12 protein-coding genes and 1 tRNA gene are annotated in these 12,671 nt (G+C 53.0%); 8 read left to right on the top strand and 5 right to left on the bottom strand.

Annotation, left to right across the window (positions count from 1 at the left end; translation table 11 throughout):
• Nucleotides 1–503 precede the first annotated feature (503 nt).
• The 8 genes from VAE55_RS06245 to VAE55_RS06210 all read left to right on the top strand — a co-directional run bounded on the left by VAE55_RS06245 (nt 504) and on the right by VAE55_RS06210 (nt 7,590).
• Nucleotides 504–1,460, top strand: a complete 957-nt coding sequence (locus VAE55_RS06245; RefSeq protein WP_322814939.1) for a cytochrome c biogenesis protein — start codon at nt 504–506, stop codon at nt 1,458–1,460.
• Between the two features lie 3 nt (nt 1,461–1,463).
• Nucleotides 1,464–1,676 (top strand): CcmD family protein, encoded by a 213-nt coding sequence (locus tag VAE55_RS06240; protein ID WP_322814938.1) that lies wholly within the window; start codon nt 1,464–1,466, stop codon nt 1,674–1,676.
• 19 nt (nt 1,677–1,695) lie between these two features.
• Nucleotides 1,696–2,115: a cytochrome c maturation protein CcmE gene (locus VAE55_RS06235; RefSeq protein WP_322814937.1), complete on the top strand. Its 420-nt coding sequence runs from the start codon at nt 1,696–1,698 to the stop codon at nt 2,113–2,115.
• An 82-nt stretch (nt 2,116–2,197) separates the two neighbouring features.
• Nucleotides 2,198–4,591: a cytochrome c biogenesis protein CcsA gene (ccsA, locus tag VAE55_RS06230; protein WP_322814936.1), complete on the top strand. Its 2,394-nt coding sequence runs from the start codon at nt 2,198–2,200 to the stop codon at nt 4,589–4,591.
• A gap of 175 nt (nt 4,592–4,766) precedes the next feature.
• Nucleotides 4,767–5,864, top strand: a complete 1,098-nt coding sequence (locus VAE55_RS06225; RefSeq protein ID WP_322814935.1) for a J domain-containing protein — start codon at nt 4,767–4,769, stop codon at nt 5,862–5,864.
• Between the two features lie 32 nt (nt 5,865–5,896).
• Nucleotides 5,897–6,745: a redoxin domain-containing protein gene (locus tag VAE55_RS06220; RefSeq protein ID WP_322814934.1), complete on the top strand. Its 849-nt coding sequence runs from the start codon at nt 5,897–5,899 to the stop codon at nt 6,743–6,745.
• A 38-nt stretch (nt 6,746–6,783) separates the two neighbouring features.
• Nucleotides 6,784–7,467: a response regulator transcription factor gene (locus VAE55_RS06215; protein ID WP_322814933.1), complete on the top strand. Its 684-nt coding sequence runs from the start codon at nt 6,784–6,786 to the stop codon at nt 7,465–7,467.
• A gap of 47 nt (nt 7,468–7,514) precedes the next feature.
• Nucleotides 7,515–7,590 (top strand) — tRNA-Gly (locus VAE55_RS06210).
• A 547-nt stretch (nt 7,591–8,137) separates the two neighbouring features.
• On the opposite strand, the gene VAE55_RS06205 is transcribed toward VAE55_RS06210, so the two are convergent.
• From VAE55_RS06205 to VAE55_RS06185, 5 genes are all read right to left on the bottom strand, one after another.
• Complete coding sequence (locus VAE55_RS06205) at nt 8,138–8,854, bottom strand: ABC transporter ATP-binding protein (RefSeq protein WP_416181173.1); 717 nt, start codon at nt 8,852–8,854, stop codon at nt 8,138–8,140.
• A 121-nt stretch (nt 8,855–8,975) separates the two neighbouring features.
• Nucleotides 8,976–9,758, bottom strand: a complete 783-nt coding sequence (locus VAE55_RS06200; RefSeq protein WP_322814932.1) for an ABC transporter ATP-binding protein — start codon at nt 9,756–9,758, stop codon at nt 8,976–8,978.
• Between the two features lie 2 nt (nt 9,759–9,760).
• The gene (locus VAE55_RS06195) at nt 9,761–11,110 is read right to left on the bottom strand and encodes a branched-chain amino acid ABC transporter permease (protein ID WP_322814931.1); all 1,350 of its coding nucleotides are present in this window, start codon (nt 11,108–11,110) and stop codon (nt 9,761–9,763) included.
• Nucleotides 11,111–11,115: 5 nt separating this feature from the next.
• The gene (locus tag VAE55_RS06190; RefSeq protein ID WP_322814930.1) at nt 11,116–12,282 is read right to left on the bottom strand and encodes a branched-chain amino acid ABC transporter permease; all 1,167 of its coding nucleotides are present in this window, start codon (nt 12,280–12,282) and stop codon (nt 11,116–11,118) included.
• 77 nt (nt 12,283–12,359) lie between these two features.
• A partial coding sequence (locus VAE55_RS06185; RefSeq protein ID WP_322814929.1) for an ABC transporter substrate-binding protein occupies nt 12,360–12,671 on the bottom strand: 312 nt, incomplete at its 5' end.

Here is a 12,671-nt window from a genome sequence, read left to right as displayed (position 1 = left end):
CCAATCCAGCGCGTGATGGCACCGGAGATGGTTATTCGAGCGCGACAGTACAACTTTTTATGAAATAAGTTCTAGCCTGACCGCACAGCTTTATGAGATGTGTTTTATTGATAGATCTGTTGCCAGAATTGCAAATCAGGTGTGCTATCGAAAGCTGCCCATTCTGGAATGTACCGCCACGAGATAGCAAGAAACCTTTCCAATCGCTATGATGGCGATAGCGGCACGATCTGATGGAAGAGAGGTGATCTGCTATCACCATTAACAGTAGTCATGATACAATGCTTTCGACGGTAGTCATGATACAATACTTTAGAACTGTTAAAATATCCCAACAATAGTGCTGTCATAGTAATGACAGTAATGACAATGCAACACTAGGGCAGATTTTGGTCCTGGCAACGCAACTGGAACTCATGTTCCTTGTTTCTTTAAGCAACAACGTTGTATAATGATCAAAGTAGGAATAGGCTACCACCCGTAGGGCTAGAAAGCAGCTTGCCATGACGCAACGGCTGGCACAGATGGCAAAATTTGGGATCGGTTTGTGGATGGCCGGCGTAATGATCGCCACCTTCCTGATAGTTCCCCAATATGAGGGGTTGGGAGATGCCGGTCGCATTGTTATTGTCCACGTACCCACCGCCTGGGTTAGTGTGATTGCCTTTACAATCTCAGCCATCTTTAGTGGCCTCTACCTCTGGCGGCGTCGTGAGCGTGATGATCATATCGCGGTAGCAGCAGCCGAGGCAGGCCTTCTCTTCACGTTCCTGGCCACTATCACCGGCATGGTCTTCTCACAAGTAGCATGGGGGATTTTCTGGAATTGGGATCCCCGCCAAACATCGATCTTTGTCCTTCTTCTCATCTACGCGGCGCTCTTCGCCTTGCGCGCAGCTATTGACGATGCTGACCGGCGTCGTCAGCTCAGCGCTGTCTATTCACTCTTTGCATTTGTTACGATGCCGTTCCTCTTCTTTGTCGCGCCACGGATCGCCGATAGTACGTTGCATCCCAATTGTGCCTTTATTCAGGGCAGCAATTGTGACGGTGTTGTCCTGGAAGTGGGCAAGGTTGGGCTAATTGGTGATCAGAAGGTGCAGTTGCTCGGCCTTGAGCGGCAGGGTAATCTGCTGGTGGCGGAAGTGAAGGTGAGCACACCGGGTTTGCAAAGCGAAGCGATTCTCTACCCCAGTCTCGATCTAGTTGATGGTGGGATGGCTGCCCGGCCAGAGTTTCCTGGTTCGCGTTTCCAACTTGGCCTTGAAGAGTATAATGAGGCCACCGGTGCGGTGCGGTTAAACATGGAAGCCCCCGGCACCAACTTGCTAGAGAATCGCCGCACACTTTACGTCTTCATAGCGGCAAATCTGGGCTTTACCGCACTCTTTTTCTGGATGTTGCAGATACATTCACAGGTACTAAACTTACAATGGGCACTTGCCCAGCGGAGGGCCTAACCCATGGATAGCGCAGCAATTTATGTAGCGACAGCCGCTGTGTTGTTGGTCTGGATCACGATCTTTATCTATCTCTGGCGGATCGATGCTACTGCACGTGCGTTAAAACGTGAGTTGGAACGTGGGCAAGAGCGCTCGGAACCGTTACCACCGGTGGCTGAGGTGAGTCGGGTGCGTGAAACCGGTGTTCCTGACGAGCCGGTTGAGCGCCGTTGAAATATTTGGCGAGGAAGATATGGCTGTTGCAACTACTCCAGTGCGTCGTGGTGTCGCTATTAAGCTACTGCACGTTGTTGGTCTAGGAATTATTTTGCTGGCAGTTGTCTATGGCTTTTTTGGCTTCCAGGATGGCTTCCGTGCCTACACCACCAGTGTAGACGAGGCGATGAGCAGCACACGTAGTGTTCAGTTGGCCGGATTCCTAGGCAGTACCGGTGAGATGGACGAAAGGGGTCGGTTTACCTTTATGCTGCAAGATGAGAATGGGAAACTGATCAAAGTCATCTCGGATGATCCGCGACCGGCAAATTTTGAGCAGGCGATTAGCATTGTTGCTATTGGCCGCTACGATCCGACCGAGCAGGCATTCATGGCAGACGATCTGCTGGTGAAATGCCCGTCGAAGTATCAAGAAATGAACCAGGCCAAGCCATAAGCAAAGCAATGGCCGTAACATGGTCACTGCTGGTAAAAAAGTTTTCACCGTCTACTGGCTTTGACCGCTAGAAAGAGCTGCTATGCATCTCCTTGGCACGTTCCTTCTAATGGCCAGCCTGGGAATGACCCTACTGGCTGTTGTCAGTTATGGATTAGTTGTGCGCGGGCAGCGGGTAGCGCTGGGTTATGCCCGTTTCGGCGTCTATGCGGCGCTGGCCGGTGTGTTGATGTCGTGGACGCTGCTGATTACAGTGTTTCTTGCCCGCCGCTTTGATCTGGACTACGTCTACAACTATAGCTCCCGCGATCTGGAGTTCTTCTTCACGATTGCTGCAAGTTGGGCCGGTCAACCAGGCAGTTTTATGATCTGGTTGCTATGGGGGGCAATTGCCAGCTCGTTACTGGTGCGCCGCACCAAACATTTCGAGCCGTATGTGCTGATGGTTATTATGGCGATCCAGGCAGCGATCATTGGGTTTGTGCTGGTGCTCAATCCGTTCCAGCCTCTGGTCGATCCCAATACCGGCGTCGCAATCACTCCAGGTGACGGTCGCGGTCTAAATCCGCTCTTGCACAATTTCTGGATGATCATTCACCCACCAGTCTTGTTCGTTGGCTATGCGCTGTCCATGATACCCTTTGCGTTTGCGTTGGCGGCGTTGTGGCGTCGCGATTACGATACCTGGGTGAAACGGGCCTTGCCCTGGGTATTGTCGGCCTGGGCTTTTTTGGGGCTGGCGCTCTTGCTCGGTGGTTACTGGGCTTATGAGACGCTGGGCTGGGGTGGCTATTGGGGTTGGGATCCGGTCGAAAACTCGTCGCTGGTACCCTGGCTTATTCTGACTGCCCTGATCCACGGCATGCTCGTACAACGCACGCACGGTGGTTTGCGAAAGACTAACCTTGTGTTGGGTGTAGCAACGTACATCACGGTGTTCTACGCTACCTTTATGACCCGCAGTGGGGTCTATGCTAACTTCTCTGTACATTCATTTGTCGCCGAAGGGATTTTTGAGGGACTGGTTGGCTTTCAGATTTTCTTGCTAGCGGTTGCCATTGTCTCGTTGCTGGCCCGCTGGAACGATATTCCTGCCCGTCCACTCAGTGACAAATTCTTCTCGCGTGATAGTTTCTTCGTACTGGCGATTATTACCATTGTCATGACCGCGCTGGTCGTTGGTATCGGTACCTCGATGCCGGTCATTTCGGCTATTCCTGGGGTGGGGCATACGCTGCAAGAGTGGATGGGTCGTTATTTCGAGCTTGATGACGGCACTCTGATGAACCCGCAGGCGCAACCATTTGAAGATGGCCGTTTTTCACTTGCCCCGTCCTTCTACCAGCGCACAGTACCTCCGCTCGGTGTGGTAGCAATCGTGTTGCTGATCGTTGGGCCACTCCTTGGCTGGCGCGACGCTAATCTCAGCCACCTCCTGCGGGCATTGCGTTGGCCGGCAGTGTTCGCAGTGGTAGCGGCTGTCGTGGCCATGATTATCAATGTGCGCGATCTGCTCTCCCTGGCTTATGTTGCCGGTGGTGTCTTCGCATTTGGAACGAATCTGGTGATGATTATCCGTACCTTGCGTGGTGGCTGGTTGCGGATCGGCGGTTACCTCGCTCACCTCGGTTTTACAGTGATGGCGATTGGGATGGTTGCCTCTTCGGCCTACGCTACTCCCGATACCCGCCTGACACTATCCCCCGGTGAGTCGGCCCGATTGTTTGGCTATGAGTTTATCTTCAACGGCTATCAACTTGATGACCAGCAGCGTGGTGTGCTCGATCTCACGGTGAGTGATGGTTCTCGTGCTTTCTCGGCTCAACCCTACCTCTATTTCAATCAACGAATGGGCGCAACAATGCAGACGCCCTCAATCCATAGCTATCTCTGGCATGACCTTTATATTTCACCCGCAGGTTATGATCCCGAACGTGATCCTTCGCGACCGGTACTAGGTGTGGATCAAAGTACACAGATGGGGCCATACACATTGACCTTCCGCGGCTTTAATATCGACCGCGAGGCAATGATGCGTGGTGAAGCGAAGGTTGGTGCCCGTGTCGAAGTTACTTATGAAGGCCAGACCTTCGAGGTTGAGCCGCGGGTGGAAGTTGTCCCCAATCCGACCACGAATGAAGGTGAGTTGCAGTTCATTCCGGTCACCCTACCCGGTGGCCACATCCTGCGTCTGGCAGAGCTTGATCCGACTAATCGGATGGTGCTCCTCGAAGGTAGCGGCCCTGGTCTCGATGAATTGCCGGTGGTGCCGGCCAAGGCTGTCATTGCGGTGAGCGTCAAACCGCTGGTTGTGCTGGTCTGGACAGGTGTTATCATGATGGTGATCGGCGGCGCAATCGCACTAGTACGGCGCTACCTTGAAGGTAGTCTGGCGCTGGCTGGTGCTCGAGTACGATTGCCCAAGGCATTGCCAGAACTGGCGGCTCAACTGGGCTGGCGAGGAGCTGGAGATTAAACCTGTGAGGTCAGGATTAATGTGCTCAAAGCATCCGGGAACATGCTGGCCGAACGTGAACGGCAGTTTACAAGCTATCTGATGTGTTGTGGCGTGTAATGACTAATGAGTAAGGTATGGTCGCGATTGGCAGGTAGACCGAAGAGCCGCCAATCGCGATTGTTGTTGGAAAGCAATGGCTGACTACTACGAAATCCTACAAGTTCATCCAAAGGCGGATGCCGAAGCCATTCGTGCGGCCTACGAACGATTGCGTGAACGGTACGATCCTGCTCGTCTGGAAGGGGCGGCTGATGAGTTGATCGAACTGGCACGTCGCCGGCGTGACGAGATCGAGCGCGCGTATCAGGTGTTGGGTGATCCCTGGCGACGTGCCGAGTATGATCAACTGCTGAAAGAGCAAGTTAACCCTTCACTGCCGGTGCCGGAAGGGAAAGCAGATACGTCTCCGGTTGGCGAGATGGACGATGATCTGATCGATTTTCGCCCCTTACCGCCGGCCCGTCGTCAGGAGCGACCACCAGATTTTAATCCACAGCCATATCTTAGCCCGCGCTCACAACAACCTTCAGTGGCTCGTGGCCGAGTCGTGCAGCGTCAACAGCCGGTCTGGCTCTTGCCGTCCCTAGTTGTTGCGGCGACAACTTTTAGTATCGTGCTCGGCACATTAATCAGTACAACGCTGGTTGCACCACCACCTGCGGCACCAACAACAGTGGCAACGATTGTCCCTCCCACACCAACCCTGCGCGAAATTCTCGATCAGTTCGAGGGACAAGTGATTGCAGCTCAACAAGTCACAACCCAGGTGCCCGACAATCCGAATGCCTGGATTAACCTTGGTAATGCACTCTTTGACAGTGTGGTATTTGTACGTGAGCAACTGACGAATGGAAATGCCGAGGCGCAGCAAATATACCAGGAGCGACTTCCACGCTGGTTGGAGGCCGTTGATGCCTATCGCAAGGCTCTTGAACTGGAACCTAGTAACGATGTTATTCGCGCCGATATTGCTGCCAGTCTGTGCTACTACGGCCTTGATACCAACAATCCCCAGCGGGCAGCAGAAGGGCTGAGCGAGGCTGAGAAAGCACTCCAGGCAGCACCTCAAAATGCGCGTGTTTTGCTCTCGCATGGCATTTGTCTGGTTGCCGTCGATCCACCGCAAACCGAGCGCGCGATTCAACAGTGGCAGCTTGTCCTGTCCATTCCGGGCGTCGCTCCGGGATTGCAATTACAAGCTCAAATTTTAATTGACGAGTATGGTCAATAAACCATATAGCTTTTCAGGTAAGGTATGCTACAATGTCAACTATGAACAGACCAAATTACTATAGTCTGTTGGGGATAACTCCCGATGCCGATCAGGTTACGATTGATGCCGCTTATGCTGAACAACGACAGCGTTACGCACCGGAACGGCTTGTCGATCTCGATGATGAATTGCGGGCAGTTGCGCAAGAGCGGCTACAGACCATCGAGCGAGCGTACCACGTGTTACGTGATCCTGAACGTCGGCGTCAATATGACATCAGTCAGGGTCTGATACCATCTACAAGTCGGCCGGTACGTCGTGAGCTGAGCCGGCGTGAATGGCTAAGCGTGTTCACTTTTTCATTCATAGCTGTCGTTGTAGTCGCAGGTGTGTGGATATTCACGAATCGGGAGACACTTACCGGCCAGGCGATGGGTGAGGTTAATCGTCCAGCACCTAACTTTACAGCCCCTGAATTGCGTGGTGGTACGATAGAGCTGTCTCAATATCGGGGAAAAGTCGTCCTCCTGAATTTTTGGGGAACCTGGTGCGAACCGTGCAAGCGGGAGTTACCGGCTTTGCAGCAAGCGTATGAGCAGTTTTCTAACCAGGGCTTGATGGTCATCGGGGTGAACCTCACCGATGATGAGCTGGTAAATGGACAAACGATTGCCGATGTGGCTGCGTTTCTAGCGCAGTACGGTGTTACATACCCGATAGCACTTGATACCGAGGGTACGATTACCGAAGCGTATCGGGTCTTTCCTTTGCCCACCAGCTTCTTTATTACGCCTGATGGACAGATTCGCTACGTTCATATCGGTGAACTGACCCTCGATGACGTTACCGCTCGCTTTAGCGAATTGCGAGCAGCGGGTGGTGGTCAAACATCACAGTGATTGGTCGGTATTGCGGGTTGTAACCATGGAGAACCTGTATGGATCAATCAGAGACTATTCTGGTCGTTGAAGATGACAGTGGTTTGCAGGAATTGATCCGGGTCTGCCTTGAGCAGGAAGGGTATCGCGTTATCCAGACCATCAGTGGTCTGGAAGCAATTAAGATTATCCGTCAGCAACGACCTGACCTGGTCATTCTCGATATTATGCTGCCTGACCTCGATGGGTTGACGGTCTGTCAAAAGGTGCGTGAATTTGCCTCATTACCCATTTTGATGCTGACTGCCAGGACAATGCCCGAAGATACTATTACCGGACTTAATCAGGGTGCCGATGATTATGTGACCAAACCTTTCAATTACGACGAACTGCTGGCCCGGATTCGTGCTTTACTACGGCGAGTACCTGCAACCAGTCGCCCACTCATGGTTGGCAATAACCTGATAAGCATTGATCAGCGGAAACGAGAAGTACGTGTACGGGGTGAACTGGTTGATCTCACCCCGACCGAGTATCAATTGCTTCTGGTACTGGCTGAGCGTGCTGGTGAGGTTGTAACGCACGAACAATTGCTACGGGCCGTATGGGGTAGTGAGCCGATGCGCGATAACGATTATCTCAAGGTATATGTCTGGCATTTGCGGCGCAAGATTGAGATCGATCCACGCCAGCCCCAGCTTTTGTTAACCGAATGGGGAGTCGGGTATCGAATGGAACCCTGATTGACAGACAACGATGAACATGCTATACTTTAGTGTACTGATGAAATGCGGGAGTAACTCAGTTGGTAGAGTGTGTGCTTCCCAAGCACAATGTCGCGGGTTCGAGTCCCGTCTCCCGCTCCAGTTTCCCTGGTTGTAAAACCAGGGATTTTTATTTGAGGTCATGCGACCGTTAGACGCAGTATCAAATCTTGATCAATACCGCGTGCATCATCGTCGAGGTCATCAATACATTGGTCAGCCCGGCCCCTGCACGACGGTTTGCGATGTTGTCCACGATGCACCGGCAGTTTCCCGTGGGGTGGGCTTCCAGCCCAAACTCATGCATCTTCTGCACCAGGGTAGCGGACCGGCACAGGTACGTGCTACGTCCCATGTCTACCAATATGCACGGTGGATATGGACGCATGGCTTCCGCACACCAAACCATGTGCCACGGGCAACCCGGCCAGGAAAGTGTATCTACGCTGGCGAGTGATACCACAGCGTGTGCGGCAGAAACACCGCTCTTCTCCGTATCCGCGGTCGTCACCGGCATACACTTGGATGTGATATGATATTTATTCACGTTAACAGTCAGCGGTACCACCATCTGTGCAGTGATAAAATACCCGGCGTAACCGTATAGTCACGCCGGGTGTCGGGCCTCGTAGTGTTAGCGAATATTACCTTATTCCAAACCCAGATACGCCTTCTGCACCATCTCGTTATTACGCAAATTCGTTGCCGTATCCTCTAACACGAGTTCACCGCTCTGTAACACATAGCCGCGGTGGGCGATAGAGAGCGCTTGCAACGCATTTTGTTCTACGAGTAAGACCGTCGTGCCTTGCTGATTAATCGTCTGAATAATCTCGAAGATTTGCTCGACGAGCACTGGGGCCAGACCCATCGAAGGTTCGTCGAGAAGCAGGACCTGTGGTCGGGTCATCAGTGCCCGGCCAATCGCCAGCATTTGCTGCTCACCACCTGACAGGGTGCCACCTTTTTGACTGACTCGTTCGCGCAGACGGGGGAAGAGTGTCAATACCCGATCAAGATCGGCCTGGTATTCAGGGCTACGTGTGTTATAGAGAAACGCACCCATTTCCAGGTTTTCCAACACCGTAAGGCGCGGAAAAATTCGCCGTCCCTCTGGCGACTGTGCAATTCCCAATTTCACGATCTGGTGGGGTGGCAATGTGTCAATGCGTTGTCCTTTGAACGTAATCTGGCCCTGGCGCGGCTTCAGCAAGCCGGAAATGGTGCGCAGAGTAGTACTTTTACCAGCACCATTCGAGCCAATCAGGGTAACGATTTCCCCGGGATCAACCCGCATTGAGATGCCCTTCAGGGCATGAATTTTGCCATAATAGGTGTGAACATTCTGCAATTCCAGCAGCGCCATAACTTCCTCAATCCTAAGCTGTGGTTACTCACAAGACACGCTGCACTACACAGATCATATCTGTATGGTTTTTTCATGGACAACTACGCATCCTGTGCCACAGCTACCTGTGTAATCTGTATCAGGCTGCGTGACCGGCGGCAGCACCTTTACCGAGATACGCTTCAATGACGCGAGGATTGGTACGGATTGCCTGCACATCACCTTCGGCAATCTTGCTGCCATAGTCGAGTACCGAGATTCGCTCTGAAATAGACATCACCAACCGCATATCGTGCTCAATCAAGATCACGGTAATGCCGCGCTCATCACGCAAGCGACGGATCAGTTGAGTTGCTTCGGCCGTCTCGTGCGGATTCATACCAGCGGTCGGCTCATCGAGCAGGATAATTTTAGGATCGCCGGCCAGCGCACGGGCAATCTCAAGCCGACGCTGGTCGCCGTAGGGCAAATTTTTGGCCAGCTCGTCTCGTTTTTCGGCGATACCTACAAATTCGAGCAACTCAATCGCCTTGTTGCGAGCCTTTGCTTCTTCCCGCAACATATTGCGGGCACGGAAGATGATACTCCAGATTGAAGCCTGCAAATGAACGTGCATGCCGATGAGCACGTTCTCCAGGACAGTCATGTTATTGAAGAGGCGAATATTCTGGAAGGTTCGCCGCATTCCCAACGCAGCGATCTGATCCGATCGCCAGCCGGTAATGTCCTGGCCGGCAAATATCACGCGCCCCTTGTCTGGCTTGTAGATTCCGGTCAGCACATTAAAGAACGTTGTCTTACCGGCACCATTTGGGCCGATCACACTGACGATGCTCCCCGGTTCAACAGTGAAGGTTACATCGTTAACCGCCACCAGACCACCGAAGACTTTCGTAATATTAGAAGCCTCTAAAAGCGCCATGGCTATCTCCCCATATCGGCACCGGTTGGTGCCACCGACTTGTCGGCCTCAAACTCCTCTTCAGTCACTTCGACCTCGTGCTGCTCTTCGCGCCGGCGCTCGTCAGGCCACAATCCTTCAGGACGGAAGATCATCATAACCACCAGCAACAGCCCAAAGAAGAGTCGCTGATACTGAGTAGGATCGAACTGGCGCGGGATGGGTAAACCGGCAGCCTGGGCTTCGCGGATCACAGCAGCCGTGCGGGGCAAGATCTGCAAATCGAGCATCGTTACAATGATTGCACCGAGCATTGCCCCAGGAATGGAACCCATACCACCGAGGATAACCATTACCAGGATATTGATGGAGCGCAGCAAGTCAAAGGTTGGTGGATTGATAAAAAGCTGCTTCGAGGCGAAGACCACCCCCATGACACCGGCAAACGATGCGCCAATCGCGAACGCCAGCAGTTTCATGCGTACCCGTGGGATACCCTGCGCAACTGCTGCTACCTCGTCTTCACGAATCGCTTCCCACGCCCGCCCAATCCGTGAATTCTTCAGGCGAGCTACGACGATCACGGTGAGCAACAGAATGATCAGAACCAGGTAGTAGAAGAAGAGCTGATACAGGCGATTATCGTCGGCAACAACACCAAGGTTTCGCACCAGATCAACCAGCACGAGCGGGGGCCGCTCGATGTCACGAATGCCTTGTGAGCCATTGGTCACATTTACCGGTCGATCCAGGTTGTTGGCGATAACTCGAATCACCTCGCCAAAACCCAGGGTTACAATAGCCAGATAATCACCGCGGAGACGCAACACCGGTAAACCAAGCAAGACACCGGTGATCAAACCGAGGATGAGGCCGATAATCAGAAACAGATAGAACATGATCGGATCGACCGGACTCCAGGCCGGATTAATCTCGCTGATCTGTGGGGTGCTAAAGATCGCCCAGGCATACGCACCCACCGCAAAGAACGCGACATAGCCGAGGTCAAGGAGGCCGGCAAAGCCGACGACAACGTTCAATCCCAGAGCCAGTGCCGTGAAGATACCGGCCTGAGTTGCGACATCAATGTAAAACGGGTTGAGGGTACCGAAGTACGGTAAAACGATACCAAGAGCAAACACCCCCAGTACCACCTTGAACCAACCGGCAACCCGCGAGCGATACGCTACCAGCATCGACAACATAAAGAGCACGAACACGATGTCGGTGCTCAATTCGGTGCGCGGATTGGTCAAGAGCAGGAAAGAGCAGACGAGCACGTAGAAAACCAGAAATGCGTATGCGGTTGGCCCACTGCTCAGAGAAGTCGTTACGCGCTGCCACAGGCTCTGCGGTGAAGTGCTCGTAGTCATACTGCTTACACCTTCTGTGTTGTCGCCTCACCGAGCAGACCGGAAGGCCGAAAAATTAATAGCAAGATCAGGATACTAAACGCGGCAATATCGGCATAAGCCGCACCTGAGAAATTACCGTTGGTAAAGATAGCGAGGTACGCCGCAACAAAAGCCTCAAGAAAACCGAGCACAATACCGCCGACCATTGCGCCGGTAATATTGCCGATACCACCTAACACAGCAGCAGTAAATGCTTTCAGACCGGGGATCAAACCCATATATGGATTCACGGTCCCAATGCGCAAACCAAACAATGCACCGGCAGCACCTCCAAGTGCTCCACCGATCAAGAAGGTAAGCGCAATGATCCGATTAACATCAATACCCATTAGACTCGCCGTTGGCATATCCTGAGCGGTGGCCCGGATCGCCTTGCCCAGTTTCGTGGCATTTACGACATAATTCAGAACGATCAGCATGAGGGTGGCCGCGACAATGAAGATCAAATCGCGCGGACTCAGAATAACCGATACACCCCGTTCGCCGATCTGCATTTCAAACAGGCGAATCGGCTGTCCGAAATCAGGAGTTTGGTAACGGGCATTAAAACCCAGGGGACTGTTGGTCATTACCAGGCGGGCAAGGTCTTGCAGGATGAGTGACATGCCGATAGCCGAGATCAACGGTACCAGCCGGGGCGCATTACGAAGCGGACGGTATGCAATCCGCTCGATGGTAACGGCGAGGGTGCCGCAAAAGGCCATGGCGATCAACACAACCAGCAACACGAAAACCAGCGGCGGTACACTTGCCAGCGTGCCAGAGCTTACCAGAATAAAACTCACAGTGGCACCAACGACGCCACCAATCATGAAGATTTCACCGTGGGCAAAATTGATGAATTCAAGCACGCCGTAGACCATCGTGTAGCCAAGGGCGATGGTGGCGAAGAGGAAGCCGCGAACCAGCCCATCAATGAGCACTTGCGGCAGAATGATTACCACCCGTTGCATGATGTCAGGCTGGGTGGGGGATAGTATTAGGGCAAGCAGAACAACGATCAGTGATAGTGCAGCGGCACTTCCGACGATGAAGGCCAGCAATTGCCCGATAGGGCCAAAGACAACCCCAAATACCTCACCGAGAGATCGGCGTGCAGTTGTGGGGGTAACCGTTGCATCGACAGCCATGAAAACTCCCGAATAAATGATTAGACAGGTGCGCGAGAAGTCAATTCTCGCGCACTGCAACGCGAACAACCTATTGCTTATTGCGGTGGCGCAATTTCAAGGCGGCTAATCAGTTCGTTCTGATTCCAATCAGCCGCGTTGACCTTCAGCACGAAATAGGTAGCGACAGTGGGATCGCCCTTGGTGTTGAAGTCATATGTACCGGTAATACCAGGGAAGGGTGGAAGGTCGCGGATGGCCTGCACAACCTGGGCGCGAGTTGGTTTACCACCGGCTGCAACTGCTGCGGAGAGAATACCGGCAGCGCAGATGTTGGTCGCATCATACGCCTGAGCTGAGAAGGCCGGCGCAGCATCGCCGAATGCGGCCTGGTAATCCTGTGCGTACTT

Origin of the sequence: Chloroflexus sp., assembly GCF_034432675.1 — a bacterium.
Lineage (GTDB): Bacteria > Chloroflexota > Chloroflexia > Chloroflexales > Chloroflexaceae > Chloroflexus.
This window is presented reverse-complemented; position numbering and strand designations above follow the sequence as displayed.

What these genes read in the sequence shown, in the direction of transcription:
- VAE55_RS06245 (WP_322814939.1), top strand. Translation starts at nt 504, where the DNA reads ATGACGCAACGGCTGGCACAGATGGCAAAATTTGGGATCGGTTTGTGG.
- VAE55_RS06240 (WP_322814938.1), top strand. Translation starts at nt 1,464, where the DNA reads ATGGATAGCGCAGCAATTTATGTAGCGACAGCCGCTGTGTTGTTGGTC.
- VAE55_RS06235 (WP_322814937.1), top strand. Translation starts at nt 1,696, where the DNA reads ATGGCTGTTGCAACTACTCCAGTGCGTCGTGGTGTCGCTATTAAGCTA.
- ccsA (WP_322814936.1), top strand. Translation starts at nt 2,198, where the DNA reads ATGCATCTCCTTGGCACGTTCCTTCTAATGGCCAGCCTGGGAATGACC.
- VAE55_RS06225 (WP_322814935.1), top strand. Translation starts at nt 4,767, where the DNA reads ATGGCTGACTACTACGAAATCCTACAAGTTCATCCAAAGGCGGATGCC.
- VAE55_RS06220 (WP_322814934.1), top strand. Translation starts at nt 5,897, where the DNA reads ATGTCAACTATGAACAGACCAAATTACTATAGTCTGTTGGGGATAACT.
- VAE55_RS06215 (WP_322814933.1), top strand. Translation starts at nt 6,784, where the DNA reads ATGGATCAATCAGAGACTATTCTGGTCGTTGAAGATGACAGTGGTTTG.
- VAE55_RS06205 (WP_416181173.1), bottom strand. Translation starts at nt 8,854, where the DNA reads ATGGCGCTGCTGGAATTGCAGAATGTTCACACCTATTATGGCAAAATT.
- VAE55_RS06200 (WP_322814932.1), bottom strand. Translation starts at nt 9,758, where the DNA reads ATGGCGCTTTTAGAGGCTTCTAATATTACGAAAGTCTTCGGTGGTCTG.
- VAE55_RS06195 (WP_322814931.1), bottom strand. Translation starts at nt 11,110, where the DNA reads ATGACTACGAGCACTTCACCGCAGAGCCTGTGGCAGCGCGTAACGACT.
- VAE55_RS06190 (WP_322814930.1), bottom strand. Translation starts at nt 12,282, where the DNA reads ATGGCTGTCGATGCAACGGTTACCCCCACAACTGCACGCCGATCTCTC.